The organism is Paenibacillus sp. Y5S-9, from assembly GCF_036894235.1.
Classification (GTDB): Bacteria; Bacillota; Bacilli; order Paenibacillales; family Paenibacillaceae; genus Paenibacillus.
This window is the reverse complement of record NZ_CP145887.1, coordinates 5,527,252-5,553,292: the sequence shown is the minus strand read 5'-3', so window position 1 is coordinate 5,553,292 and position 26,041 is coordinate 5,527,252. Positions and strand designations below refer to the sequence as shown.

General features: G+C 45.2%; 28 protein-coding genes. 22 read left to right on the top strand and 6 right to left on the bottom strand.

Annotation, left to right across the window (positions count from 1 at the left end; genetic code table 11):
• Window positions 1-9 precede the first annotated feature (9 nt).
• From wecB to V6669_RS24410, 10 genes are all read left to right on the top strand, one after another.
• Window positions 10-1,101 carry a UDP-N-acetylglucosamine 2-epimerase (non-hydrolyzing) gene (gene wecB, locus V6669_RS24455; protein WP_338588420.1) on the top strand — a complete coding sequence of 364 codons (1,092 nt, stop codon included), beginning with the start codon at window positions 10-12 and terminating at the stop codon, window positions 1,099-1,101.
• Entirely contained in the window at window positions 1,094-2,080 is a 987-nt protein-coding gene (locus V6669_RS24450) for a polysaccharide biosynthesis protein (protein ID WP_017692517.1), read from the top strand. Before wecB ends, V6669_RS24450 begins: the two co-directional genes overlap by 8 nt.
• A complete protein-coding gene (locus tag V6669_RS24445) occupies window positions 2,077-2,904 on the top strand; it encodes an SDR family oxidoreductase (RefSeq protein WP_036605842.1) in 828 nt (275 codons plus the stop codon). Before V6669_RS24450 ends, V6669_RS24445 begins: the two co-directional genes overlap by 4 nt.
• Window positions 2,886-3,827 (top strand): NAD-dependent epimerase/dehydratase family protein, encoded by a 942-nt coding sequence (locus tag V6669_RS24440; RefSeq protein ID WP_338588419.1) that lies wholly within the window; start codon window positions 2,886-2,888, stop codon window positions 3,825-3,827. The genes V6669_RS24445 and V6669_RS24440 overlap by 19 nt, the downstream gene beginning before the upstream one ends.
• Window positions 3,824-4,540: a glycosyltransferase gene (locus tag V6669_RS24435; protein ID WP_338588418.1), complete on the top strand. Its 717-nt coding sequence runs from the start codon at window positions 3,824-3,826 to the stop codon at window positions 4,538-4,540. The genes V6669_RS24440 and V6669_RS24435 overlap by 4 nt, the downstream gene beginning before the upstream one ends.
• 96 nt (window positions 4,541-4,636) lie before the next feature.
• Window positions 4,637-5,353, top strand: coding sequence for a glycosyltransferase (locus V6669_RS24430; RefSeq protein ID WP_338588417.1), 717 nt, complete (start codon window positions 4,637-4,639; stop codon window positions 5,351-5,353).
• A 287-nt stretch (window positions 5,354-5,640) separates the two neighbouring features.
• Window positions 5,641-5,970: a hypothetical protein gene (locus tag V6669_RS24425; protein WP_338588416.1), complete on the top strand. Its 330-nt coding sequence runs from the start codon at window positions 5,641-5,643 to the stop codon at window positions 5,968-5,970.
• Between the two features lie 88 nt (window positions 5,971-6,058).
• Window positions 6,059-8,095 carry a hypothetical protein gene (locus V6669_RS24420; protein ID WP_338588415.1) on the top strand — a complete coding sequence of 679 codons (2,037 nt, stop codon included), beginning with the start codon at window positions 6,059-6,061 and terminating at the stop codon, window positions 8,093-8,095.
• Window positions 8,092-8,739 (top strand): putative bacteriocin export ABC transporter, encoded by a 648-nt coding sequence (locus V6669_RS24415; protein ID WP_338588414.1) that lies wholly within the window; start codon window positions 8,092-8,094, stop codon window positions 8,737-8,739. Before V6669_RS24420 ends, V6669_RS24415 begins: the two co-directional genes overlap by 4 nt.
• A 281-nt stretch (window positions 8,740-9,020) precedes the next feature.
• The gene (locus tag V6669_RS24410; RefSeq protein WP_338588413.1) at window positions 9,021-9,551 is read left to right on the top strand and encodes a GNAT family protein; all 531 of its coding nucleotides are present in this window, start codon (window positions 9,021-9,023) and stop codon (window positions 9,549-9,551) included.
• A 144-nt stretch (window positions 9,552-9,695) separates the two neighbouring features.
• Here V6669_RS24410 and V6669_RS24405 read toward each other — a convergent pair whose 3' ends face one another.
• Together V6669_RS24405 and V6669_RS24400 are read right to left on the bottom strand one after the other, a co-directional pair.
• Complete coding sequence (locus tag V6669_RS24405) at window positions 9,696-9,866, bottom strand: hypothetical protein (protein ID WP_211084618.1); 171 nt, start codon at window positions 9,864-9,866, stop codon at window positions 9,696-9,698.
• The gene (locus V6669_RS24400) at window positions 9,863-11,101 is read right to left on the bottom strand and encodes a glycosyltransferase family 4 protein (RefSeq protein WP_338588412.1); all 1,239 of its coding nucleotides are present in this window, start codon (window positions 11,099-11,101) and stop codon (window positions 9,863-9,865) included. Before V6669_RS24400 ends, V6669_RS24405 begins: the two co-directional genes overlap by 4 nt.
• 186 nt (window positions 11,102-11,287) lie before the next feature.
• Here V6669_RS24400 and V6669_RS24395 point away from each other — a divergent pair, with 186 nt between their 5' ends.
• Window positions 11,288-11,647 carry a hypothetical protein gene (locus V6669_RS24395; protein ID WP_338588411.1) on the top strand — a complete coding sequence of 120 codons (360 nt, stop codon included), beginning with the start codon at window positions 11,288-11,290 and terminating at the stop codon, window positions 11,645-11,647.
• Window positions 11,648-11,866: 219 nt separating this feature from the next.
• Complete coding sequence (locus tag V6669_RS24390) at window positions 11,867-13,396, top strand: DHA2 family efflux MFS transporter permease subunit (protein WP_338588410.1); 1,530 nt, start codon at window positions 11,867-11,869, stop codon at window positions 13,394-13,396.
• Between the two features lie 65 nt (window positions 13,397-13,461).
• Here V6669_RS24390 and V6669_RS24385 read toward each other — a convergent pair whose 3' ends face one another.
• Window positions 13,462-14,535 carry a glycosyltransferase family 4 protein gene (locus V6669_RS24385; RefSeq protein ID WP_338588409.1) on the bottom strand — a complete coding sequence of 358 codons (1,074 nt, stop codon included), beginning with the start codon at window positions 14,533-14,535 and terminating at the stop codon, window positions 13,462-13,464.
• Between the two features lie 245 nt (window positions 14,536-14,780).
• Between V6669_RS24385 and V6669_RS24380 the strand changes: the two genes are divergently transcribed.
• The 6 genes from V6669_RS24380 (at window position 14,781) to V6669_RS24355 (ending at window position 20,766) form a co-directional block, all read left to right on the top strand.
• Entirely contained in the window at window positions 14,781-15,914 is a 1,134-nt protein-coding gene (locus V6669_RS24380; RefSeq protein ID WP_338588408.1) for an ATP-binding cassette domain-containing protein, read from the top strand.
• Window positions 15,911-16,627, top strand: a complete 717-nt coding sequence (locus tag V6669_RS24375; protein WP_017692528.1) for an ABC transporter permease subunit — start codon at window positions 15,911-15,913, stop codon at window positions 16,625-16,627. The genes V6669_RS24380 and V6669_RS24375 overlap by 4 nt, the downstream gene beginning before the upstream one ends.
• A 4-nt stretch (window positions 16,628-16,631) precedes the next feature.
• Window positions 16,632-18,026, top strand: a complete 1,395-nt coding sequence (locus V6669_RS24370) for a GldG family protein (protein ID WP_338588407.1) — start codon at window positions 16,632-16,634, stop codon at window positions 18,024-18,026.
• The gene (locus V6669_RS24365; RefSeq protein WP_338588406.1) at window positions 18,023-19,039 is read left to right on the top strand and encodes a DUF4340 domain-containing protein; all 1,017 of its coding nucleotides are present in this window, start codon (window positions 18,023-18,025) and stop codon (window positions 19,037-19,039) included. The genes V6669_RS24370 and V6669_RS24365 overlap by 4 nt, the downstream gene beginning before the upstream one ends.
• Window positions 19,040-19,307: 268 nt before the next feature.
• Complete coding sequence (locus V6669_RS24360; RefSeq protein ID WP_338588405.1) at window positions 19,308-20,297, top strand: YhcN/YlaJ family sporulation lipoprotein; 990 nt, start codon at window positions 19,308-19,310, stop codon at window positions 20,295-20,297.
• A gap of 244 nt (window positions 20,298-20,541) precedes the next feature.
• Window positions 20,542-20,766 carry a helix-turn-helix transcriptional regulator gene (locus V6669_RS24355; RefSeq protein ID WP_017692532.1) on the top strand — a complete coding sequence of 75 codons (225 nt, stop codon included), beginning with the start codon at window positions 20,542-20,544 and terminating at the stop codon, window positions 20,764-20,766.
• A 201-nt stretch (window positions 20,767-20,967) separates the two neighbouring features.
• Here V6669_RS24355 and V6669_RS24350 read toward each other — a convergent pair whose 3' ends face one another.
• Window positions 20,968-21,357 (bottom strand): aspartyl protease family protein, encoded by a 390-nt coding sequence (locus V6669_RS24350; RefSeq protein WP_338588404.1) that lies wholly within the window; start codon window positions 21,355-21,357, stop codon window positions 20,968-20,970.
• Window positions 21,354-21,614, bottom strand: a complete 261-nt coding sequence (locus tag V6669_RS24345; RefSeq protein ID WP_338588403.1) for a hypothetical protein — start codon at window positions 21,612-21,614, stop codon at window positions 21,354-21,356. The genes V6669_RS24350 and V6669_RS24345 overlap by 4 nt, the downstream gene beginning before the upstream one ends.
• 221 nt (window positions 21,615-21,835) lie before the next feature.
• Between V6669_RS24345 and V6669_RS24340 the strand changes: the two genes are divergently transcribed.
• Window positions 21,836-22,375 carry a DUF4303 domain-containing protein gene (locus V6669_RS24340; RefSeq protein ID WP_338588402.1) on the top strand — a complete coding sequence of 180 codons (540 nt, stop codon included), beginning with the start codon at window positions 21,836-21,838 and terminating at the stop codon, window positions 22,373-22,375.
• A 160-nt stretch (window positions 22,376-22,535) separates the two neighbouring features.
• On the opposite strand, the gene V6669_RS24335 is transcribed toward V6669_RS24340, so the two are convergent.
• Entirely contained in the window at window positions 22,536-22,883 is a 348-nt protein-coding gene (locus tag V6669_RS24335) for a hypothetical protein (RefSeq protein WP_338588401.1), read from the bottom strand.
• 211 nt (window positions 22,884-23,094) lie between these two features.
• Between V6669_RS24335 and V6669_RS24330 the strand changes: the two genes are divergently transcribed.
• Genes V6669_RS24330 through nagA form a run of 3 tightly spaced genes read left to right on the top strand, consistent with a single transcriptional unit; the run spans window position 23,095 to window position 25,913 of the window.
• Entirely contained in the window at window positions 23,095-23,958 is an 864-nt protein-coding gene (locus V6669_RS24330; protein ID WP_338588400.1) for a MurR/RpiR family transcriptional regulator, read from the top strand.
• A gap of 9 nt (window positions 23,959-23,967) precedes the next feature.
• Window positions 23,968-24,696, top strand: coding sequence for a glucosamine-6-phosphate deaminase (gene nagB, locus V6669_RS24325; protein ID WP_338595032.1), 729 nt, complete (start codon window positions 23,968-23,970; stop codon window positions 24,694-24,696).
• Window positions 24,693-25,913: an N-acetylglucosamine-6-phosphate deacetylase gene (gene nagA, locus V6669_RS24320; protein WP_338588399.1), complete on the top strand. Its 1,221-nt coding sequence runs from the start codon at window positions 24,693-24,695 to the stop codon at window positions 25,911-25,913. Before nagB ends, nagA begins: the two co-directional genes overlap by 4 nt.
• The last annotated feature ends 128 nt before the right edge of the window (window positions 25,914-26,041 follow it).

Below are 26,041 nucleotides of genomic sequence, written 5' to 3'. Positions count from 1 at the left end.
GGGATTACGATGAAGATCATGACGGTGCTGGGTACGAGACCTGAGATCATACGGCTCAGCCTGATCATCTCCAAGCTGGACCAGTACGCGTCCAAACATATTCTGGTGCACACGGGACAGAACTTCACGGAAAGTCTCAGCGGTCTCTTTTTCAAGGAAATGGGCCTGCGCGCACCGGATTACGTTCTTCAGGATGAAGCGGCCACTCTGGGACGACAGCTGTCCTCGATGTTTACGCAGATGGAAGATCTGATATTGCAGGAGAAGCCCGATAAATTGCTGCTGCTTGGCGATACCAATAGCGCATTATGTGCAATATTGGCTGAGCGCATGGGTGTTCCTGTTATTCATATGGAAGCAGGCAATCGTTGCTTCGACCTGGATGTGCCTGAAGAGAAAAATCGTAAGGTTATTGATGCCATCTCCACCGTTAATATGCCTTACACGGAACAGAGCAAGAAACATTTGGTCAGCGAAGGGGTACCAAGCAGGCGCATCGTGCTAACGGGCAATCCCATCTATGAAGTAATGCAGCACTACGACGCGCAAGTAAGTTCCAGCAAAATACTGAAGAAGCTCAAGCTGAAGTCCGGGCAATACTTCCTGGTTACTGCCCATCGAGCCGAGAATGTGGATCATGCCCCTCATTTGCTGGAGATTATGAAAGGACTGAACCAGGTCGCAGAGGAACACGGGTTGCGTGTGATCTGCAGTATTCATCCGCGTACCGCGATCCGGATTGCGGAGCATCTGCAACTGGAGATGAACCCGCTGGTGGAGTTTCACGAGCCGTTTGGATTCTTCGACTTTGTAATGCTTGAACGTCATGCACGCTGTGCACTTACGGATAGCGGTACCGTACAGGAGGAGTGCTGCATTATGGGCGTGCCGACCGTAACGATGCGTCGAACTACCGAGCGGCCGGAAACGGTCGATTGCGGCAGCAATGTAGTCTCCGGTCTGGATGCCACGCGCATCGCTGATTGCGTGAGAGTCATGACAAAGATGTCTAGCGACTGGGATTGCCCGCAAGGTTACAAAGCCACAGATGTATCCAGTAAAGTGGTTAAATTTCTGCTTGGAGGGAAAATGCATGTTTGAAAATAAGCGTATACTCGTGACTGGCGGTACGGGATCATGGGGTTATGAACTTGTGGCTCAACTACTGCCCCAGCAGCCCAAAGAAATTATTGTATATTCCCGGAACGAGTCCAGCCAAGTGGCTATGAGTCGTGAATTTGAAGACCCGCGTCTTCATTTCCGGATTGGAGATATTCGTGACAAGGATGCCTTGACGGCGGCTTGCCAGCATGTGGACTATGTATTTCATCTGGCAGCGCTCAAGCATGTTCCGGTGTGTGAAGACCAACCGTACGAAGCACTCAAAACCAATGTGATTGGTACACAGAACGTAATTGAGGCTGCTATTGAGAACAAGGTGGAAAAAGTAATTTATATCTCGACTGACAAGGCTGCCAATCCGTCCAACTTCTATGGCATGACAAAAGCGATCGGCGAGAAATTAATTGTATATGCAAACTTGTTACACAGCGATACCAAGTTTGTTACGGTACGGGGTGGGAATGTACTGGGAACAAACGGAAGTGTGGTACATCTGTTCAAGAATCAGATCCGCCAGAAAGGGCAGGTCTCCATCACGGATATGAGTATGACTCGATTCTTTCTTACGCTGAAGGATGCAATTACCTTGCTGTTCAAAGCTTCAGTGGAAAGTGTCGGCGGAGAGATCTTTGTCATGACGATGCCTACCTGCAAAATCGTTGATCTTGCGGAAGTGCTGATTGAGGATTCCGGTGTGGAGAATGTGAGCATTGTGGAACGTGGCATTCGTCCTGGGGAGAAAATCCATGAAATATTGATGAGTGAATTCGAGAGCATGACCACCGTTGTCTACGATGAGCAGTACCTGGTTATTCTCCCTACCCTGGGTATACCGGGTCTGCGTGAACATTATACGAATTGTCCCCCGGTCTCCTTTAACAGTTTCAGTTCTGAACACCAACTCATGACCAAAGAGGAGATTCGTGAAATTCTGAAACGCGGAGGATTCTTGTCATGAAACTGCTGATACTTGGTGGAAACGGAATGGCCGGCCATATTTTGGTCGACTATTTCCGCCGTCAAGGTGTACACAGCGTCTTCTACACATCTCGGGATGTAACGGACCCCAATGGTCTGCTCCTGGATGTGAACGACAGCTTCATGGTTGATCGATTGGTAGAAGCTGTGCACCCGGATGTGATTATTAATGCTGTAGGTGTGTTGAACAACTTCGCAGATGAGGACAAAATTACTGCATATCATATTAACGGTTTCCTGCCACATCGTCTGCGGCGGGTTGCAGATACGATTGGTGCACGCTTAATTCATATCAGCACGGACTGTGTGTTCAGCGGAGAACGGGGAGCATACCGGGAAGATGATGTTACGGATGGGACTTCAGCATACGCCATCACCAAAGCCCTAGGCGAAGTTCAGGATGAAGGTCATCTGACGATCCGTACGTCCATCATTGGACCCGAGATTCGCCAGGGCGGCATTGGTCTGATGCAATGGTTTATGTCCAGCACAGGTGAAGTCGGGGGGTATACCCGCGTATTCTGGAACGGTGTGACCACACTTGAGCTGGCCAAATGGGTAGACCATTACCTGGCCTCATCGGTTAGTGGTCTTATCCACCTAGCTCATCCGGCACCTGTCAGCAAGCATGACCTGCTTGTATTGTTCAAGCAGACCTGGGATAAGCAGGATGTGACGATTGTGCGTGATGACAGTGTAGTGCAAGACCGTACGCTGGTGTCCACTCGCGAGGATGTGAAGACAGACCTGCCGGATTATTCTACAATGCTGAAGGAGTTGGCATTATGGATGGAGCAGAGCTGAGAGGCAAGAACGTACTGATTACAGGCGCCTCCGGTTTTACCGGGCGACATGCCGTATCTTATTTTCGGGAAGCGGGTGCAGTGGTTGCGGCGGTAGTCCGGAGGCCGGATGTGTATTCATTTGGTAAAGGTACTCAGGTCCATGTCTGTGATCTGAACGATAAACAGCAAGTGCGTCATCTGATCGGCGAGGTGCAGCCCGACTATGTGCTGCATCTCGCTGGCAAAAATTCAGTGCCTGATTCGTGGTCTGATCCGCTACTGGTCCTGGAGACCAATGTGATGGCCGTGCTGTATTTGCTGGATGCGCTTCGCAGTTGTCCGACAGCACGAACCGTTATTGTAGGATCGAGGTTAAAATATACGCCGGAACCTGGCCGGATTCCCCAGCCTCCGCATCCATACAGCCTCAGTAAAGCGCTGGAAGAGATGGTGTCCTTGTCGTGGATGTCGCTCTTCGGACAACAGATCATGCTGGCGGAGCCAGGCAATCTGATTGGTGCAGGTCCTTCCACAGGCATCTGTTCACTGCTTGCACGCCATGTTGTTGCCTGTGAGCAGGCGGGCAAAACCGAGGCATTCCGTCTGTCCGGACGGGATAATACCCGTGACTTTCTGGATGTTCGGGATGCAGTCAGAGCGTATGCGACCCTCCTGGTACACGGGTCGAGCGGTACAGTATACCCTGTGGTGTCTGGAGTCGAGCGCAGTCTTGGTGAAATTGCAGATCTGCTGTTGTCCATGACAGAAGCGGAAGTCCCTGTTCGCTGGGATGGGGCATCTTCTGGTCCGGATGGTTCGGGAAAACAGGAGGAATTATCACTGCTGCGCAAGCTTGGCTGGCAGCCGATGATTCCATTTGCCACATCGCTTCAGGATATCCTGAGTGATGTTCGTGTCCAGCAAGGGAGGACGACAAGTTGAATCCGAGAGTATCCATTGTCATTCCATTCTACAACTGCCCTTATGTGCCTCAGGCAATTCAGAGTGCGCTGAACCAGACGTATCCCGATGTGGAGATCGTTGTTGTGAATGACGGTTCAACCCGGCATGCAGAGTTGCTTCAACCCTATCTTCCTTATATTAATGTGCTTGGAAAAAGCAATGGCGGGACGGCTTCGGCACTTAATCATGGCATCCGCCATGCCTCTGGTGATTATGTAGCCTGGCTCAGTTCGGATGATTATCTGTACCCGGATAAAATTCGTTATCAGCTGGAGTTTATGCAGCGTGAGAATGTGCTCGTCTCACATACCAACTTTCACTATATCAACGAGCATTCGGCAGTTACCAGAATGCATGGTGGACCTGAACCGATGTCGGATATGGATTTACTACGACGGTTTGTTAACGGCAATCCGGTGAATGGCTGCACGGTCATGATCCGCAAGGATCTCTTTAGCGGAGTGGGGCTGTTCAATGAACTTCTTCCCTACACCCATGATCTGGATCTCTGGATGCGTATTTTACTGAACGGTCATCGGTTCCCATACCTGAATGAACCACTTACTGCCTATCGGTGGCATGGTGGAATGGGATCGGTACGTCATGCGGATGTCATCGGCAGAGAGGCATCCATGGTATGGTCCAGATATCGGGAACCGCTGTTGCAGCGAATAGCGACGCTTGGCGGGTAGCGTAGGGAGGGCAGTTATGAAAGCCAAAAGACGGCTGATTAACGCCCTCTTTGCGCAGCATTTTACCTAAGACAGTAAGAGGAGGGGAAGGCCCGAATGGAGCCAAAAGTATCGATCGTCATTCCATTTTACAATTGTGCTTATATCGAGCAGGCTGTTCACAGTGCCATTCACCAGACGTATCCGCATATCGAGGTCATCGTAGTGGATGATGGGTCAACCGAGCACGTGGAGCGGCTACAGCCATTCATGGATTCCATCCGCTATATTCACAAAGAAAACGGTGGAACCGCGACAGCATTGAATGAGGGCATCAAACATGCAACAGGGGATTACTTTGTCTGGCTCAGCTCAGATGATGTGATGCTGCTGGATCGGGTGGAGAAACAACTGAAGTTCATGCGAGAGGTCAAGGCTTCATTCTGCCATGGTGCCTACCATTATGTGAATGAGAAGAGTGAATGGTTGGATACGGTGCATCCGGAAGTGGGCAGTCGTCTGGAGATGTTGCAGGTACTGCTGGAAGGTTGTCCGATCAACGGCTGTACTGTCATGTTAGAGATGGAAGCATTTGAGCGGTTCGGACTGTTCGACACTGATTTTCGCTACACCCATGACTATGAAATGTGGATGAGGCTGTTTCCAATGTATGAGCTGTTCTACTACAATGAACCTCTGATGTGTTACCGATTGCATGAGTCGATGGGAACCAAACGTCATTTCAAGGCACTGGTTGCCGAGATGGAAAAAGTTCAAGAGAAGCATCGGCCTATTCTGTTTAACTTGCTTCAGGTTGGCGGGTACTGGAAGTAGACTAGTCGCCACTGGTGGATTCAGAGGTTTAAATGGGAAGAAAGTACCTTTATGCTATTACTGGGTAAGGGTACTTTTTTTGTTGAAGGAGTAAGTGTTAATTGTTTCGACTAAGAGATATGAAAACTGATTTAGAATTATTATACAGGAGAATAGTTACGGTATCATTTGTAAAAAAAATCAATTTATATAAAATATTCACTAGGAATATATTGACAATAATTTGCTAGTGTACTAGTATTTTACTTATAGAAGAATGGCATCCATATTTTGAGGGAGGTAAAAAGTTGAAAAATTTCAAACGTGGTTTGGCTGCTTTATTTGCGGTAGCAGTCTTTGCATTAACATCTGTAACTGTGTTTGCTGGAGCAGTTGCTGGAGGAGACTTATGGTATGATGGGGGACAGACAGGAACTCGTGTGTTCTCTGACATCTATGATAATAATAAAGATGATGGAAGATTCTATGATGTTAAGGCTAGTGTAATGGTATGTTCGAGTGTAACTACGTCAGGATGGCTTCCAGATAAAGCGTATATAACTGCTGAGAGAAGTTTTTGGTGTAATGAATCATCCTATTATGATTATCGACTTCTTTCTAGTGGCGGTAGTAAATAATCCACATACTTAATGTTTGATTATACTTAGGTGCATCAAGGATGCCATTCTTCTTGTTTCATAAATGATTGCTTAAAGGTGGTAAAACATGGTAAGGGCAATTTTTATTTTCATATTAGGTCAACTATTATTATTATCAATTATATTTAATCAGACAATCTATCCAATTTTTGAACTCAACCATCTTGGAGATGATTCGTTAAGTTCCTATAGTGTGGAAAATTATAACGGAGATAATCTGAGAAAATTATATAAGAGCTTGAATGAGCAATGTAAAATCGAAAACAAATGCAAATTTCAATTGATAAAAACTCCTGTATCTAACGATAACAAAATGATTTATGAAATATATCATAGCGACTTGGCAAATCTAAATTTGTTGAACTCAACTTCATCTAATAAGACATTCAATTATTATTTATTAACGGAAGAAGAGTTCATAGATAGTGATGGGGCCTTTTCCACCAATCTCGATGAAGATATATTAAACAATATCTCAAGTGATATTGGAATCGCATTGAAAGCAGATTCAGCTATGATCGAATATCAACAGATATTTCAATCTAATTCAATTAATTTTGGGATACTTTTAATACTTTCTCAACTTATCTTTTTTATCTATACCTTTACAAGAGTAAAGGTGAATGCAGTGAAAAAGGTTCTAGGATTCTCATCTTTACGTATGGTTATGACTTCTGTAAGAAAACTTATTTTGCTGCAGAGTATTCTAATTCCAATTATATTTGGTGTACATATCGTTTATTACCTGAGTCTCAATAATATTGTAACACGTTACTTTTTCATGTTGTTTTTCTACTTGTTAATTATTGGAATTGTAAATCTAATGATGCTGCTGATTACCCAAGTTAGCCTCAAATATATAGATATTAGTTTAATGATAAAAAATAAAGTATATTCTAACCGATTAAATTTGAGTTTATATGCTGTGAAAATTATATTGATTTTATCAATCACAGTATCTGCCTCAATTTTTTCACAAAATTTTGTTAAATACAAAGAGGCACTAAATACTTATGATAAGTTTTCAAATCTAGAAAACTATTATACGTCCATTGGATACAATTCAGACGAGTATGAAAAGGCTCTTCAAAATAAAAATTTGCTTGTTGAATATGGGGATTCTGTTAAAAAGATATTACAACATTTCAGGAACTCCGATCAGTTATATGTTCACAATTTCTCTAGTGTACTATCTCAACTTTCTTCTAGTTTATTAGAACGCAGAGGAACTACACGCGAAGAGGTTTTATCTGATTTCAGGGAGAATCATATTTTTGTGAATGACACTTATCTAAATACTTTTGTGGACATTTTAGATCCTCAAGGTATGCCGATTCATTTGCAGAGTATCAAAGGACCAACAATTCTGGTGCCTGAAAAGCATAAGCGACATGAACAAGAAATCATTGAATACTATACAAAAAGATACAATGCATTATTAAGTTATAATGAAAATTATGAAATTGAGAGTACCAACTCTAATTTGATCAAGTCCGTGGATATTCTATATATTGCAAACGGCCTGAAACCTGAATTACTTGGTAAAGGGGACAGAGGAGAGCTTTCAGGGGAAGAAATTGAAGACCCAATTATAATCTTGGATCAGGGTGATTTTGATGACCTATATTATTATGACCAGTTGAATCAAGGAAACATAATCATTAAAGCAGACAGTAGAGAAGAATTTTCGACTCAAGTCAAAAGATTTAATTTATCGAACTTAGTTATTGAAGGTTCATTAATTACACCTTTTCAAAGTCAAATAAGTTCTACGGAATTTTACATGCAACAATCCTTTATATTTGTTGTTTTGTTTTTAATTACGTTGGTCTTTGTTATTTATATTTCTAATTACATTGATGTAATGTTTAATAGAAAAAATCTGGCTAACAAGTACGGTTTGGGGTTTAGTAATTTTAGAGTACTGAGATCACGCTTGCTAATTACACTCATTTTGTTATCTGCTACGTTTCTAAATTTCTTCATCCCATTTAATTTAATAGTATATTTATCAATTTTATTGGTAGACATTTTTATTTTATTTATCCTGTATAGGGTGGTTATTGTGAGAAATATTCATAAAATATTACGGGGAGGATCATGATGCATGAAATTGAGCTTGTTAATATTGGGAAAAGTTATGAAGGTTTAGCCATACTATCTGGGATGAATTTAACCATAAATACAGGTGAAATGGTCGCCATTACAGGTGAAAGCGGAAAAGGAAAAACAACTTTATTAAATATTATCGGTTTGATTACGAGTAAAGATGAAGGGAACTTGCATCTATTTGGTCATCAGAACCCTAAAATTCATTCCAAAGAAGCAATGATGTTGAGGAGAAAGAGGATAGGGTATTTATTTCAGAATTATGGTTTGGTGGATGATGAAACCGTACTTTGGAATCTAGGCTTGGCTCTCGAGTATAAGAATCTGAACAAAAAAGCCAAGAATGAATTGATTGATCGTTATCTGAATGAATTTGCACTCACCGCACTGAAAAAAAAGATGGTGTATCAGCTAAGTGGAGGGGAACAACAAAGAATTGCCATTATAAGACTTATACTGCAAGATAGTGATCTGATTCTTGCTGATGAGCCAACTGCAAGCTTGGATGAGCAGAACGAAAAATATATATTAGAACATTTAAAAGAATTAAATAGGAAGGGAAAAACAATTGTGGTTGTTACGCATAATACCAATATACTTACTTACTTTGATAGAGTCATTCGTATTGAAGAATTATAAAATACAAATTTGGAAAAAAATTTTATCTTTAAAATGAGGAAACGTATAATTGTTGTTAGAAAGGTAGGTTCCTTGTAATATTAAGGACCTACCTTTTTTGTTATTCACTTATATTTCAATTTTGATTGCTATAAGGGAGGGCTGTCTTTTTGGTGAACAAGTGCTAGCATCCTATGGATTTTTAATATAATGATTCTAAGTTGAGAAAAGAAGGGACTGGACTATGCGCAGATATCAATATCTTTAAACCTAACTATTATATATTAATGGAGGTAAGAGTATTGATTACAGAGTTACACACAGAACGGTTATATTTGCGTAAAATGAACGTAGCGGATGCGGCCAGCTTGTTTAAGATTTGGTCTGATCCGGATGTAACTAGATTTATGAATATCACTCATTTTACGGATGAAAATCAAGCCATAGCCATGATTAATCTTCTGAATGATCTTGCTCAGGAAAACAAGGCCATTCGGTTCTCTATCCTTGCGCAAGAGTCCAACGAAATCATAGGTTCCTGTGGTTATAATTCACTGGATTTTGACAATCTTAAAGCAGAAATCGGGTATGACATTGCCAGATCACACTGGGGGAAAGGATACGCTACGGAAGCGATCTCTTCTTTGTTAGCTCATGCATTCTCGACTATGAAGCTGAATCGAATGGAAGCAAAGGTTGACCCCGATAATGTGAATTCTATCAAGCTATTACAAAAGCTCAATTTCACATATGAAGGCACCCTCAGAGCATACGAGAGGGCAGGCGAAACGTTTAACGATCTGAATATGTATTCCAAGTTGGCGACAGATTAATAAGATCTGTAATAGCGTGTTCTCGGTCTGTTAGAACACATTTGAAGCATTCAAGGGGTGTCCTCAGTCATTCATATGACAGATGGGACACCCCTTGTTTGATATTTCGGTATGTTATATAAAGACGGCATATCATTGGATGACTCAATCTTTTGAATTCATGATCGCCATGGATGCAGGATCGGGAAATACATATCCTTTAGGCAGCTTTTTCATCAATTCATTCATTACAGCGTAATCCACGTTGATGTGAGGTGTGGAAACTGGAGTCGAAAACCAGCGATTGTATAGATCACTCGGAACAAGTAACGTCATATCGTATGTCCTCCTCTGTAAATGGCTTCTTGGTAGACTTGAAATGTACGAAATCCCATCACTTCCAGTGAACGGTGTTGTTCAGCCCAGGCTTTCGCCGCTGCACCCACTGTTCTCCGGGTAACATTATCCTCAAGTAGTGCATCCAACAGTTCACGGAGCGAGTCGACATCCTGCGGAGGAACAACCCATCCCGTACGTCCAGGTTCAACCATCTCAGGCATGCCGGCTGTACCACTGACGATAACAGGTACACCCGCCAGTTGCGCTTCGGTAACGGAGAACGGCTGGGTGTCCTGCAGGCTGGGTTGGACATAGATGTCTGCATGGCGCAGGAAGGAAGGAATATTGTCCAGCTTGCCCCAGAACACAACATCGGCTCCAAGACCCGTTGAAGCGGCCTGTGACCGCAATTCATCGGTTAGATTGCCTTCTCCTGCGATCCAGCAGACCCAATCGGAACGTTTATTTTTCAGACTGGCTAAGGCCTTGATTAACACATGAACGCCCTTGATGTATTCAAGTCGTCCGGTAAAGGCAATGACTTTCTTGCCCGCAGGTGGTCGCTGGCGGAACTTCACAGCTGCTGAGGCACGGTAGGCTGGCAGATCTACAGCATAGGGAATCTGTCTGAACTTTGATTCAGGAACGGCAAGCTCTGTAAGCGTACTCTTGATCCAGTGGCTTGACACGAGAATGAGCTCGGACTGTGCTGCACTTCGTTCTTCCAATGAGAGAAAATAACGTCCACGCTTGGATTGCAAATATGAAGGGAGAGTAAGCTGTGGGTTGGAATTTTGAGCATCGTAAAAGGCTTCGCGTGCAAGAGCGCCATGATAGCTTGTAACCAGTGGGATATTGCGGTTCAAAATGCGTTTTATGGCCACGGCAGCTACCGGATCTTGCGCATGAATAACATCATAGTGGTCCACCCCCAGATAAGCGGCCGCCATCTCGAAGGCATATCTATTCAGTTCATAATAAGCGAGAAGAGGATCGGCAGTGAATTGTGGCAAATCAGTCGGATTGAGTTTGGCTTGCAGCATGGGCCATACCTTATCCTTGGAGAAAGCACGGTTCAGATTACGAACATATACTTCGTTATTGGCACCATTTGTGCCCATGATATCAACCTCTACACCAAGTGCGATTAACCTGTCGGCCAATTGTTTAACATATGTCCATATGCCTCCCATATGTGTAAGCTCCCAATACGTAACGAGCAGAACTTTCATAGCTACCTCCTTGTCACGGCCTGCACCGGCCGAGCTTCTATCCTTTTATTCTATGAAAAAAGAGGACCGGAAGGTCGGGCATTTCCGTGTAATTGGTCGAAAATGGGTGAATGCAAATGGCAATGGACGAGAGGAAGCATATCCTATGTACAGGAAGGTTCATGTGCTCCGAAGGAGGGATCTACAGTGGCGGTATATTTACTTGAGATTCATGAGAATCTGTTACAGACATTTGTTCCCGTCAAGTACATGGATGTGGAGTTGGCCTATGTGGGCGGCGAGGGAGGGACGGATGTATTTGTTGGTGGAGCCAGTATGCACGGAGAACTGTACCGACACCTTTTTCACCTAACGGCATATTCGGAGGGAACGGGCGGTAATCAGGTCATTCATAATCTGGATGTGTCACCCGAGCCTTATGAACTGAGGGTTATCAGCAACAGTTCTTCACCGAATCATTTGGTTATTCGAATATATTGCAGAAGTATTCACGGTCAGACATTGGGCATACTGTCAGAATATCAGATGATGAAGCTTGCAGATTGATATGGACATCATTGAATAGTCATGAATAACCAACGTATGGAGCAGGGAAGGTGCCTGTTCCATTTTTTTTGTGGTGTATCCATAGTAGAAATGCCTAAAAAAATAGCTTGACAGCAAAGGTATTTTCATTAGAATTAGATCAGTATTAAACGAAAGTTTAAAACGACGATTTAAAACGATAGTTTGAAATTAGTCGTCAATATAGGCTGAGTGAGACGCATGGATAAGCCTGCGATCTCCTGGCTGGAAAAGAGTGTGGAGAACGTGAAAGAACAAACAGCAGTATCCCAGGAGCCCGCAGAGTTTTCAATCAAAACGATTATACTGCCACTCCTGGCAATTATCGTCGGTATGATCATGGTTATACTGGACAGTACGGTGGTGAACGTGGCCATTCCGAATCTGGTTCAATATTTCGAGACCGACCTGAAAACCATCCAATGGACGGTTACGGGTTACACTCTGGCTTTGTCTGCAGTTATTCCACTGGCAGGCTGGTTAACGGACCGCTTTGGTGCCAAAAGAGTATTTCTGTTCACGATTGCCATGTTCACCTTGGGTTCTGTGTTATGCTCGATTGCCCAATCACCTGAGCAATTAATCATTTACCGTGTCATTCAGGGCCTTGGTGGAGGCATGGTTGCCCCTATTGGTATGGCAATGGTCTTTCGTCTGGCTCCTCCTGAGCGAAGAGGTTCCATCATGGGGATGCTGGGAATTCCGATGCTGCTTGCCCCTGCATTGGGTCCGGTGTTGTCCGGGTGGTTTATTGAATCACTGAGCTGGCACTGGATCTTCCTGATTAACTTGCCCATTGGTATTGCAGCTTTCATTCTATGTATCAAGTTTTTGCCTGATACAGATCGTGGACGCACACCTGCACTGGATCTGCTCGGCATGATTCTGGCGCCAATTGCGTTCTCGATGCTGGCCTACGGTGTGAGTGAGGGTGGAACGAGCTGGACGTCTGCAACAACTTTGACGGGTGTCATTGTGGGTGGTGTAGCGCTCATTTTGTTCATTATTGTGGAGCTTCGTCATCAAAATCCATTGCTTGAACTCCGGGTATTCAAATCATCTGATTTCTCACGGGGAATTATTCTCGCATGGGTGTCACAAGTGGCACTGTTTGGTGCGATGATCCTGATCCCGCTCTACTTGCAACAGATCAAAGGGTACACTGCACTGGAAACTGGATTGATTCTGCTGCCACAGGCATTGGCTTCCGGAGTGGGTATGCCGCTTGGTGGTCGATTGTTTGATAAAATAGGTGCTAGACCTTTGGCCTTTGTGGGTCTGGGTATTATCTCGGGAGCATTGTTTATTCTGTCCTCCATCACTGTGGAGACAGGTCTTGGCCTGATAATAACGGCTCTGGTCATGATGGGTCTGGGTATGGGCTTGTCCATGATGCCACTCAATACGCATGTATTAAATGCTGCACCGCGCAAGTTGGTTGGACGGGTGACACCGCTCACGGCCGCTGCACAGCAAGTGGTCGTGTCCTTTGCGGTTGCAGGGCTTACAGGCTTCCTTACTTCAAGAATCGCAGACAATACAACGAGTACGGAGCCGACCGCTATCGTTCATGGTTTGGTGGCTGGTTTCAATGATACGTTCTTCCTGGCCGCTTGTATTGCATTGTTCGGATGTTTGCTCAGTCTGATTCTGCGCAAACCTAAACCGATGCCGGAAGAAGAACTTCAAAATGGCGACAAGCCTGATCCCGCGATGATGATGGGACACTAAGATTTCTTAAAAACCATACTAAGGCAGTTCAGAGAAAATTTTGCTGAACTGCCTTTTTGCTATATTCAATGGAAAATTCGCAGTGCTGTCATCATTTCACGGAAAGAAATGGCATATCGATCGGGTGAAAAAGACAAGCTCATATGCTGTCTGCCCTGAATGCGAATATAGTCACGCAGTTTCTTGTTACCCATGAGCTCCCTTGCTTCGGCTACAGCTGCCTTTACATTTCCAATCGGATAAAACTTTCCAGTCTTATTATGTGTGATAAATGAACGCACACCATCCGAATCCGTGCTGAGCACCGGGCAGCCACAACTGATGGCTTCAGCGACGGCATAACCGAATCCTTCAAGCAAGGAAGTGGATAACATGATCCCCCCTGATTCGGCAATCATGGAATAGTATGCAGGCATCTGAGAATGTGGAACATTGATGAAGATGCCAATCCGATCCTCAAGCCCGTATTCTGCCAGCATGTGCCGGAACATGACCTCATCTTCTGGATTAGCCAAAGTTGGATCGTGGAATAACCATAGTCTGGCTTTCGGATTTTTTTTGACGATTTCACTTGAGATGATTAAATATTCACGCCAGTTTTTGTTGTGTTCAAGTCGTCCTACCCAAGCCAGCACCGGATAGGGTGGGGTATCCACCAAAATGGGTGCGAAGGTGTTCGTATCCAGCATATTGGGAATAACAAACCGATGAAGCCAAGGACAGATATGAATGAACATATCCAGCAGATGGTCTGTGGGAGGTATAACGGCAGCATCGCAATGGGCTTGAAGGTAAGGGACACCCATCTGTATCGTTTCCAGAGCCTGATCGCGTGTTCCGAGTCCCTGCGCTTCAAAAATAATTCGTCCGGTATATCCAAGTCCTCTCAAGCGGCCGGGCATAGCGATGTCTGAAGTGGCAATGATGGCATCATAATGATGAGTATGAATGATATGATGAATATCCTCGTCACTGGACGCGGTGAAAATGGGCGTATCACTGTTGTTCTGCAATCCCGAGCCTGTGTTGAGATATAATAGGTGCGCTTCAATGCCGTGGCGTTTCAGAACAGCGGTGCGCAGTCGATTTAACGTATCCACGCCACCGCTCGGAACATAAAACGTGAATAATACTTTCACACGATTCACCCTCTGACTTTTGGTCAGGAGCACATTCTCCTGTACTCTATGTTACGTTGGCTTTAAGTGCAGGGTGTGGGTGTTAACCGGAATGTTCACATTTTGGACAAATATTTTTAAGCTGCCTTTTAAGTGTCATTAAGCTGAGGCTAGGATAGCTCACGTAAGATACAAGGAACTTCCCGTGTCTATCATCTAACCTGAACGATGGTGCACGGGTATTTTAACGGGAAAGGATGAATGATGTGCTCGAAGTGAAACAGGTCAGCAAAGTTTACGAAGGGCAACGCGGCGTACATCAACTGGACTTCACCATGGAACGTGGTGAGATTGTTGGCTTTCTCGGGCCCAATGGTGCCGGAAAAACAACAACGATGCGTATGATTACGGGCTATCTGCATCCAACCGCGGGTACCATTATGGTGGATGGGGTATCGGTGCATGAGCAGGGTCAGCGTGTTCGTTCCAAGATTGGGTATCTGCCTGAAACTCCGCCACTGTATCCGGATATGACGGTGCAGTCCTATCTTAAATTCGTAGCCAATCTGCGAGATGTCCCGGCACGTGAGGTTAAGCTGCGTGTCAGTGAGATGGTTAGTAGATTGGGACTTCAGGGTCGGGAAAGGCAAATGGTACGTGGGTTATCCAAAGGATACAAACAACGCCTTGGGCTGGCAGGAGCCATTATTCATAAACCGGATCTGCTGGTTCTGGATGAGCCAACATCGGGCCTTGATCCAAATCAGATTATCGAGATCAGAGATCTGATTCGGGAACTGGGAGAGAACCATACGGTGCTGCTCAGTACGCATATTTTGCCTGAAGTGAGCACGCTCTGTAATCGAATGTTGATTATTAATCAGGGACAGCTCGTGCTGGATGGTTCACCTCAGCATTTCGGATCAGCAATGGGGGATCAGTTCAAGGTGTCGATTGAAGTGAAGGCCACTGCGGAGCAATTACATAATGTGCTGACCCCATGGGAGAAGGTGCGGAGTGAAGTCATTCAAGCATCGGATGCAAATCCCACCAAAGATAGTTCACTTAATTCAGATTCAGCGAATACGGTTAAAATGCTGCTTACTGGAGAAAACTCGGAAGATTTCCGGGAGGAGCTGTTCTACCTTTTGTCTGGTGCAGGATTACCGATACTGGAGATGAAGAAGGAGAACCTGAGCCTGGAGCAAATCTTCCTGAAGCTGACGACAACCGAGACAACAGGGGCAGACGCGAATTCGGCAGATGTGGATAAGGCTGCTGGGGCAGAGATGGATCAGGACGTAACTGCGGACCTCGACTCCTCGAGTACATCAGAAACATCAGTGACTACAGCAGCCGATACTTCGCCCCAAGCTCACAAAGGGGAGGATTCCAAATGAGACGAATGATGGCGGTATGCAATAAAGAGCTACAAGCTTATTTTCTGTCTCCGACGTCCTATTTTGCTTTTGCCGTATATGTACTGATGACCAGTCTGCTGTTCTATTCAAGCTTTGTATATTACCAGCCGAGTATTGTCGATTATCGTCTCGTGTTGGGCGATACGTTGTCCATGCTGCTGTTTGTCGTGCCATTGTTAACGATGCGACTGGTTGCAGAGGAATTCAGACAGGGAACGGATGAGTTGTTGCTGACTTCTCCGGCACGGGTAACAGAAATTATTTTTGGCAAATATCTTGCTTCTCTGGCCATTCTGGTCGTGCTCATCCTGTGTAGTCTGGTGTATCCATTCATCATGTCGTTCTATGGGACATTGGATATGACGACAGTATGGATGTCTGCGCTGGGGTTATTTTTCCTGGGCGGAAGCATGATGGCGATTGGACTGTTCGCTTCTACATTATCCCAGCATCAGATGGTGTCTGCGGTGGCGGGTTTTATTATTTTGCTCGTTTTGTGGATGCTTGATTCATTCGCAGGAAATACGGGATCTGCTTTGCAACAGTGGCTGGATCCATTTGCACTGACCAACCGGTTCGACAGCTTCATGAAAGGTGTACTTAGTGGACCGGATATATTGTACTATGTCACACTTTCAGGTGTGTTTCTGCTGTTAAGCATTCAAATTGTGGAACGGAAGCGGTGGAGGTGAGAAGATGAAAAAATGGTTAAGTCATACCAACAGTACCGTGCTGTCCGTAGCGGTGATTGGCATCTTTATTTTGCTAACACTGTTCCTGAATTCACTTGGCGGCTTCCAGCTGGATCTGACCTCGAACAAACAATACACGTTGTCTGACCAGTCTCTAACTGCGATCAAAGACGTGAAGGATGACGTTAACATTCTGGTGTTAACCGTCGAAAATGCCAACAACACCGTCCTGAACCGTGAGGTCACGGATATGGTCGAGGAATACACGAAACGTAATAGCAAGTTGAAGCTAAAACAGTATAATCTGACGCAAGAACCTGCGCTTGCATCCAAATACGGCATAACAGGCAGCTCCATTGTGCTGGAGCAGGGAGATCAGCACAAAGTGATTGATATCGCCAGTTTGTTCAGCGCGACAGGTGACGGCAGTGACGGATCATATCAATTCACAGGTGAAGAAAAGCTGACACAGGCGCTCATGAATATGTCATCCACCGAGATGCATAAAATGGTCTTTATGACCGGACATGAAGAACTGAGTCTTGATCAGATGACTACGCTGAAATCCTCCTTGGAACAAAATAATGTGCAGACGGAAGAGTTGCAGTTGAATCAGGCCGGGAAGGTTCCGGAAGATGCAGATGTGCTTGCCATTATAGGTCCACAACGTGATCTCAGTGATGCAGAAATGAAGGCCATTCGCACCTATCTGAGTAATGGAGGCAAGCTGTTATTATCCCTCGGATTTGTAGAAGATATGAAATCCAGTTGGAAAAACATCGATGCCCTGATGGCTGACTATGGCGTCGTTGACGAGCATGCGGTCATGGTGGATAACCAGCAAGCCAGTACGATGGGGCCACTCTGGGTGGTGCCGGAGTATGGTACACATGCAATTACGGACAAACTTGCTGCAAGCCAATTGTATCCGATGTTGTCGTTGTCGATTGCGTTGACCAGCAAAGAACAGGATAAATATACCCTTTCACCGTTAATTCATTCTTCGAATGACAGTTATGGGGAGACAAATATCGGCGGCTTATTGCAGAATGAAACAACCAATGATGCCGAAGAGGACATTCAGGGACCCGTTGAATTAGGGTATGCAGTCGATACAACGGATGGCAAACCGAAGGCGGTTATTCTGGGCTCGTCCATTTTCATGCAGGATTCGGAAATTGCGAATGGCGGCAATCGGGACTTTATTTTGAATACGGTAAACTATCTGAGTGAGAAAGAAAATGGATTGACGATTCGCCCACGGGTACAAGCCGGGTATGAGACGGCATACCTGAATGGCGAGCAAGCCAGAACGATTTTCTTCGTGGCTATTGTAGCGTTCCCACTTATCTTTGTTATCATCGGTGTACTCTTATGGTGGAGGCGTAGACGGGTATGAGAAAATGGGTCCCAACAATTCTGGTGGTCATCGTACTGATTGTGGGCTGGGTGTACGCGGCCAGTCAAAATTATTTTCGGGAAGAAGAAGCGGTGCAAGCCAAGTTGCTCGGTATTCAATCGGGGGATATTCAATCCATCACAATACATGACACAACGCAGGAGACATCCGGTACAGCAGCATCTTCGACCTTGGCACTTGAAAATGGCGTATGGCAGATGGTTGAGCCAAAAGTCTATCCTCTGAACGGTTACAGTGTAAGCAGCTGGCTGGATGCTCTTAGTGGTGCGAATCAGGAACTGGTGGTGGAAGAATCGCCGACGGATCCGGATAAGTACGGATTAGGTACAGATGCTACACGTATGGATATCAAACTTAAAGATAATCGGGAGATCAAACTGGCTATTGGCGGCCAGCTTCCAGCAGATGATGCACGTTATGTGCGTGTTGATTCGGGCCCTGTGGTTGCTGTGCAGACAGAGGCGATTAACAGCATGGCCTTGTCTCGTCGTGATTTATTGGACACTACACCTTTCAACATGGATGAGACGAATGTTGAGTCTCTGGAGTGGGAAGGTGAAGCAGCTACCTGGATGTTAACATCGACATCGGAGAACGATGCGGCAGAGCAGACTTGGACACTGAATGGAAAAACGATTGAAGCCACAGATGCCGTATCTCTTATCGGCAAAATCAAAAACCTGTCGACAGCAGATGATGTGCGCAAAGCGTCCGAGCTGAAGAATTCGATTCCACGATTCACTCTGTCTGTTGAACAGACGGTTGATGGGCAACAAGTTAGAGACGTGTATCGGGGACTTACGGTGCCATCCGAACCGGATCAGATCTGGGTCATTACGCCGGATGGTCAATGGGCATATGCGATGGATGCGACGAGTCTAACGGAAGCCGAGAAATTCCCGGATACAATTAAAGCATCCACAACTTCTTCGGAAGAATCATCGAGTTCTGCAAATGAGGGAACGACATCCTCTTCAACCGACGGGAAATGAGCGGGGCGGAAGATAAGTGATATTATTGTGTTGAGATGCAAATATGATTTCGAGGCAGTGCTGCGAACAAGCAGCACTGTTTTTTTTATTTTATATAGCGAAGAAACTCACGGTCCACAGATCAAAACCCAAAGACCAATAAACAGAGACCAAAACCAGAAGACCCAAATCTACAGGGTAAGGTACCATATCCTTTCAGCATATCGGTACCTACAGAAGCGCATCCTAACTTTGTGACCAAAACCAACAAACATTGGAGGATGAGTACATGCCAGCAGTCAAAAAGGCAACAGCTATTACGTTATCATTATCTACTGCAATCTTTGTAATGGCCGGTTTGACAGGTTGTGGCACGAATCGGGATACCAACAATATGCATACACAGAGTGTTCGTCAGCAAGCTAACGGCATTAACCGTTATGGTGTGGAAACAAATGGCATGGATGGCATCCGTGCGAAAAGTTATCGCATGCATAATGTGACTGACCTGAAATCCAGTGAAGAGCTGGCAAAACGCATCACAGAGATGAAGGAAGTTAAAACCGCTCGTGTCATGTTAACGGATCGTAATGCTTATGTGGCGGTTCGTTTGGCAGATGGTCATGCAGGCAAGTTGGAAAGCAAGTCGAATGGTCGTACGAGCATGCTGAATGGAACGATGCGTAATCATGCCAGTGATACCATGCGTGGGGGCAACATGAATCACGATATGGGTGGTATGCGTGTGAATGGCGGTACGGGCACAATGTCTCCGTACAGCACTAGCGGAATTGCTCCAGGACTGAACACAAATTCGGCAACGGATCGCAGCCATATGGGGAATGACCGCAGCATCTATGGAACTATGGGCACAGGCACCATTGGTATGATGCGTGGTCTGACAAACAGCGGCAAAGCACGTGGGACAGACGATGGGCATTATGGTATGAAAAGTGAGGGACAACGTGTAGATAGCACGGACGATAACACATCAGCTGAGATTAAGGGTAAGATTTCAGCCAAAATCAAACAGTTTGCACCAAACATCGAGAATGTATATGTATCAGCCAATCCGGACTTTGTGGAGCATGTGGAGAACTATGCCACAGATATTCGTAACGGTAAGCCCGTTAGTGGCATGATCGATACGTTCCAATCGATGGTGGAGCGCATTTTCCCAACGAACGGAACAGATACGAATCAACGTGATGGCATCCTTGATGATGGCCTGATGAACCGTAATAATAACGATGGCATGATGAACCGAATGAATCGGTAGTTCTGAAGACAGATGAACAAGTGTGCCTTTGCGCAGATGGTAACATCCGCTGCAGGGGCATGTTTGTTTTACATGATCCAATACATACACAATTGCATACGTTCTCTTTGGACAATGAATCACATGTTTACTGCCCATTTTTCTTATAAAACTGAACCAACGCCCTTGACCTGACATAAGATGAGTTGACTGTATCCCCTTAACCTTGTTACACCAACACAACCCGAGCAAGGAGGGGTGAACATTGAAGGGTATCGATCATAAAAGCAAATTTTTGTTGACCCACCGTGAACGCGAAGTATTCGAATTACTGGTTCAAGACAAAACAACGCGTGACATCGCAGGGCAGTTATTCATCAGCGAGAAAACGGTGCGTAACCATATTTCGAATGTGATGCAGAAACTCAATGTTAAGGGTCGTTCGCAGGCAGTTGTCGAGCTGATTAAGCTTGGAGAACTGAAGATTTAGTTGCGAATTACAGTTAGGATTAAGTAGCAGCATGAAAGCCTTTCTCTATTCTTTGTCATGAAGAATGGGGCAAGGCTTTTTTGCTACTGATTTATAGTTTATTACATCAGATGATCCGCTGTTCAGGGATTAAGTCACCCATCCATGGTGTATAAAAATAAGCCACGCAACGCAACCATCCAAAGGTTATCATTACATGGCTTATGTTGAAAATTGAACATCCATTAATTCAAAGTCGACTTTGCATGAGGTTCTCATCATAAAATCAATGCCAATGATTCCGTCAAAACCATAAGGTTCTTGAATTGAACCAAGTTGAATTGGAAAATCAGTCAAAGCAATATGCTCAATATGAAGATTGGGAATGTGCTGTTCATAGCAGATTTCGCTCGTTCCACCTACCCCATACATTCGCTTAGCTCGTCCATTAATAAAATCAATCTGTATACCTACTGCAGCTAATGCATCGGTATCAAACACAGTTGCTGAACAGCCTGTATCAAATAAAATATTATGCAAAATGATAGTTTGTTCATTATGGCTTATGGTCAAGGATACGATAGGTAAGCCTTGCTGTAGTTGTAGTTTCATGTTCGTTGCCGCACTCCTGAAAAAAATTCTTCTACAACCTCAACATCGCTTCTGCTCGTATGAAAGACATATAACTCGCGTGTCGGATGGAGCTTGTGCAGTTCTTTGTAACCGCTCCAGGCTTCTTGAGGATTATCATAGTTTTGAATAACAGCTATATCCTCTAGTTGACGGACACGGTTGCAGGAGCTTGCCTTGATTGCTTCCACAAGTACAAAACGATCTGGGTGTAATTCAATGATCTCTTCCCATTTCATCGGCGTCACCTCGCTTGGATAGTCGTATTTTTATTATAGCATTAAGAGTGTAGGAAGTAAGCGCGTTATTTATAATTATATGGTACCTTGTAGTTATTGAGAGAACATATAGTATCGACAGGACGGGGATATGGATATCTCGTTAAACGCTTCGGCCCGAATCAATGGTTTGAAAAGACATTTGAATCTTAAACTGCATTGAAAATGAAAGGATGAGCTGTGTGGACCACTTTTTAAGTGAATTTGAAAATCAATTTCGAGCGGAGTTTCTACCTGATCTGGAAAAAACGCTGGCTAAGGTAGAGCACGAGAAAGTATATGCTTGTGCCTTTGGAACAGACAGTGATTGGGTAACGCTGTTCATGGCGGTAAATACAGAGGAATCCCTGGCTAGGCATATTGTGAGTATGAAAGAGCAAGGGCTATGTGATAGTGAGGAGGATGAGATCTATTACAGATGGGGCTGCTCCGAATATCAATATGGCGAGGATACGCACTTTAACCACATCAGTCGATTGTTGTATGCAACAGAAGATGTCCAGAAGTATAAGGATGAGATCATTCGAATCATCGCCAAAGTTGTGAATGAGACAGCAGATGACGTTTTCGCCCGATATGGACAAACCAAAGCAGACATTACGTTTTTCGTTTCTCTCACAGATGATGATCTGGCGGAGGAGATTGAAAATCAATCGGTCCATCAAATGACTGTACCCGGCTTAGCCAGCAAATTCTTAAAACGATATGATGACATGAATTAGACCGAGTTAACTTGAGTTGAGCGTTTAGTTGAATGGAAATTGCATTAAAACGAATTGAATCTTAGTACCGCGAAAGTCTTTCCTATTCTTTAACTAAACTAAAGAAGGAAGAGGCTTTTTTGTTTGAGCGTGAAAAAATGAAACAACCGAATCCATACACTTATTGATTCCTATTCATTTGAAGGAACGTCCTCCATCTTTTCTTCGAAAATGGCTGATAAAAGAGCTGCTCCAATTCCTCAAATTGTGCTTCGTTCAGATGAAGATGGAGTGCTCTTTTCGCAATTTTTGCGGCAGGCTGGGAAGCGGATTTCCTTCCTCCGGCTTTTCGTTTGATCGGAATATGAAATTGCAGCAGATCTTCAAGGTGATTCCATCCTTCCCAACTCAACCGACCTCCGCGTTTCCAGTCGATGGCATAGAGGGCATAATAGGCGTGTCCTTCTGTTTGTTTGGTAGCAATAATCCAGGTGGAAGGACTGAACTTTTTCTGTTGTCTTCGATTCATTAGAATTGCACCCCTCTCGATTCTCAATATAAAGGACATCCACTATGCGTATCAAGCAGGTGAGAGTCTATACACGCTCAGCATCATTGCATAATTCATGTTAAATTCCTCTTGATTTGCAGGATCGTCTTGATTAAAATGAAATTATAAAAATAATTTTCTTAATTTGTTAAAAATAAATAAAAATAATTTTCATAGAAGTGAGGTCCTTATGGCAGCCATATTACGTGCGTTGCAGCAAGAACTGAATAACCTTCCGTCTCAGGAGCGACGTATTGCCGAAGTCATTATGCAATCTCCATCGGACATTCCCGGCTGGACGATTAGTCATCTGGCAGAGCAGAGTGGCACAAGTGCGGCGACGGTGACCCGCTTTTGCAAGTCGTTTCATTTCAAAGGTTTTCCCGATTTCAAAATGAAACTTGCCGCAGAATTGTCCCACGCATCTGATGAAACTGCGTATCAGGATATTGTAGCGGGCAATTCCCTATCCAAAATTGTTGAAGCTATCGAAGCCAACCACCTCGCGTCGATTGCAGATACCACCCGTTTGCTGGATTTGGGCAGATTGGAGCAGGCAGTGCAATTATTGTGTCAGGCTCGCCGCATCGATCTGTACGGTGTAGCTACCTCATCGATTGTTACACAGGATTTCTATCAGAAACTGGTGCGGATTGGCAAAAGCTGTACGGCTTTTTCCGACTCACATATGCAGATTACATCCGCATCTTCGCTCGCCGAGGGAGATGTGGCGATGGCGGTATCCTATTCAGGCGAAACACCAGAGACCATAGATGCCCTGCATTGTGCCAAACAGGCCGGAGCTTCTACGATTTCACTGACTTCCTATGGCAGTAACACGCTCGCAATTGTATCCGATATCCCACTCTTTACGTCCTCTCTGGAAGAAGGCATGAGGCGTGGAGATATGGCTTCCCGTATTGCACTGCTGCATGTGGTCGATATTTTGTTCACAGGCATGGTAAGTGCCGACTTCGACCGTTTTATCCCCAGACTGGAACAATCCTATCACAACGTGCAGTCTTATCGATTCCAACACAACGGAGGTGCCTGACAGATGAAGATGAATATACGAATTTTTGAAAATGAAGAAGATTTAAACTCCACGGGTGCTGGCCTCATTGCCAGCTTGTTGCAGACCAAACCACGGGCTGTATTGGGGCTTGCGACAGGAAGTTCTCCTGTGGGCATATATAAACAGCTTATCACGTTGTACCAGAAGGGGCTGGTCAGCTTCTCACAGGCTTCTTCCTTTAATCTCGATGAGTATGTCGGGCTGCCAACAGAACATCGTGAAAGCTACCGCAGTTTCATGAACGAACAATTATTCAAACATATCGATATGGATCTTGCCAGAACGCATGTGCCTGATGGTCAGGCTGCCGATCTGGAACAGGAATGTAAATCCTATGAACAGAGATTGGATGATCGTGGACCTGTAGATCTGCAACTGCTTGGCATTGGACATAATGGTCATATTGGCTTCAATGAACCGGGAACTGAACTTACAGGACGAACACATGTCGTGGATCTGAAAGACGAGACGCGAAAGGCAAACGCACGTTTCTTTGACAGCATTGATGAAGTTCCGGCTCAGGCGATTACGATGGGTGTCGGTACCATTTTAAAAGCCAAACAGATTCTGCTCATTGCCCGTGGCGAGGAAAAAGCGGAGATTATTCGCGAAGCGTTCATGGGCCCAATCACAACTGCCTGTCCTGCATCGCTTTTGCAATGTCATCCAAATGTGGTGGTATTGCTGGACCGTGCAGCTGGGAGGCTGGTGAGATGACCGAGGAGACTAGCCGTGTTAGCGGGAGACAGCGTGATGAAAATATTTCTCTTCTTCGGGGCAAGCTGCTCCTCGCAGATGAAATATTGGAAGACGGTGTAATAGCTTGGGGGGATGGGAAAATCCTTTATGCTGGGATACCGGAAGGTCTTCCTGAACAGATTCGGCGAGAGGCTTTGCCGCTGTCTGTACCGGAACGCGGCCTCATTGTGCCTGGATTCATTGATATCCATGTGCATGGTGGGAATGGGGAAGACTTTATGGACGCAAGCCCGGAGGTGTTGGACAAGATCACTTCTTTCCATAGTACGCAGGGCACAACAGCGATGCTTGCGACTTCCATGACGGCTCCAAAAGAGCGACTGGACAGCGTACTTGCCGAAGTCGACCGCTATCGTTCGAGTGAAATGCCCTATGCACAACTTGAGGGTGTGCACCTGGAAGGTCCGTTTTTTAGTCCGAAATGGCCTGGAGCGCAAAATCCGGAACACATCATTCTGCCTGATGTATCTTGGCTCGAAGCATGGGAGAAGCAATATCCTGGCCTGATCCGTCAAGTTACGTTGGCACCGGAACGTGAAGGCGCGTTGGAAGTCATTTCATGGCTGCGAGAACAACGGATTACAGCGGCACTTGGTCACACGGATGCGACCTATGAAGAGGTGGAGCGGGCAGTTGAGGCAGGACTACATCATGCAGTACATACGTTCAATGCCATGACACCGCTGCATCACCGGCTACCCGGGGCTGCCGGAGCCGTGCTGAGTGATCCACGTATCAGTGCTGAGGTGATTGCCGACGGAATTCACGTGCATCCTGCGGCGATCTCAATCTTGGCTCAGCTGAAGCAACATGATGATCAACTCGTATTGATCACGGATGCCATGTCTGCTGCGGGTTTGGATGACGGGGAGTACAAAATCGGCGACCTGCCCGTAATCGTGAAGCATGGCGAGGCCAGACTGAAGGACGGCGGCGCACTGGCGGGAAGCACGCTGACAATGATTCGCGGTTTCCGTTACCTGATACAGGAAGTGGGCCTGAGTCTGAACGCTGCATCAAGAGCAGCAAGTCTGACACCGGCACGCCTGCTGGGCATTGATCACCGGACAGGTTCCCTGGCTCAAGGAAAACAGGCAGATATTGTTTTGCTGAATGCGGAGCTGGATATTGAGGGTGTGTGGGTGAAGGGCAGACGGATTGGCGAGTCATATTAGATTTAGAAAACTAGTATCGTGCTAATAACTCTCATTTGTGATGCATCAGTCTTAGGAGTTAAAACTTGGCTTTTATCTGTGTAGAGGCAACACCTTGCGCAATATGTTAAAATAGATCTCAAAAAGAC

Coding starts and splice junctions, on each gene's coding strand:
- wecB (WP_338588420.1), top strand. CDS start 10: ATGAAGATCATGACGGTGCTGGGTACGAGACCTGAGATCATACGGCTC.
- V6669_RS24450 (WP_017692517.1), top strand. CDS start 1,094: ATGTTTGAAAATAAGCGTATACTCGTGACTGGCGGTACGGGATCATGG.
- V6669_RS24445 (WP_036605842.1), top strand. CDS start 2,077: ATGAAACTGCTGATACTTGGTGGAAACGGAATGGCCGGCCATATTTTG.
- V6669_RS24440 (WP_338588419.1), top strand. CDS start 2,886: ATGGATGGAGCAGAGCTGAGAGGCAAGAACGTACTGATTACAGGCGCC.
- V6669_RS24430 (WP_338588417.1), top strand. CDS start 4,637: ATGGAGCCAAAAGTATCGATCGTCATTCCATTTTACAATTGTGCTTAT.
- V6669_RS24420 (WP_338588415.1), top strand. CDS start 6,059: ATGGTAAGGGCAATTTTTATTTTCATATTAGGTCAACTATTATTATTA.
- V6669_RS24415 (WP_338588414.1), top strand. CDS start 8,092: ATGATGCATGAAATTGAGCTTGTTAATATTGGGAAAAGTTATGAAGGT.
- V6669_RS24405 (WP_211084618.1), bottom strand. CDS start 9,866: ATGACGTTACTTGTTCCGAGTGATCTATACAATCGCTGGTTTTCGACT.
- V6669_RS24400 (WP_338588412.1), bottom strand. CDS start 11,101: ATGAAAGTTCTGCTCGTTACGTATTGGGAGCTTACACATATGGGAGGC.
- V6669_RS24390 (WP_338588410.1), top strand. CDS start 11,867: ATGGATAAGCCTGCGATCTCCTGGCTGGAAAAGAGTGTGGAGAACGTG.
- V6669_RS24375 (WP_017692528.1), top strand. CDS start 15,911: ATGAGACGAATGATGGCGGTATGCAATAAAGAGCTACAAGCTTATTTT.
- V6669_RS24370 (WP_338588407.1), top strand. CDS start 16,632: ATGAAAAAATGGTTAAGTCATACCAACAGTACCGTGCTGTCCGTAGCG.
- V6669_RS24365 (WP_338588406.1), top strand. CDS start 18,023: ATGAGAAAATGGGTCCCAACAATTCTGGTGGTCATCGTACTGATTGTG.
- V6669_RS24360 (WP_338588405.1), top strand. CDS start 19,308: ATGCCAGCAGTCAAAAAGGCAACAGCTATTACGTTATCATTATCTACT.
- V6669_RS24350 (WP_338588404.1), bottom strand. CDS start 21,357: ATGAAACTACAACTACAGCAAGGCTTACCTATCGTATCCTTGACCATA.
- V6669_RS24345 (WP_338588403.1), bottom strand. CDS start 21,614: ATGAAATGGGAAGAGATCATTGAATTACACCCAGATCGTTTTGTACTT.
- V6669_RS24335 (WP_338588401.1), bottom strand. CDS start 22,883: ATGAATCGAAGACAACAGAAAAAGTTCAGTCCTTCCACCTGGATTATT.
- V6669_RS24330 (WP_338588400.1), top strand. CDS start 23,095: ATGGCAGCCATATTACGTGCGTTGCAGCAAGAACTGAATAACCTTCCG.
- nagB (WP_338595032.1), top strand. CDS start 23,968: ATGAATATACGAATTTTTGAAAATGAAGAAGATTTAAACTCCACGGGT.
- nagA (WP_338588399.1), top strand. CDS start 24,693: ATGACCGAGGAGACTAGCCGTGTTAGCGGGAGACAGCGTGATGAAAAT.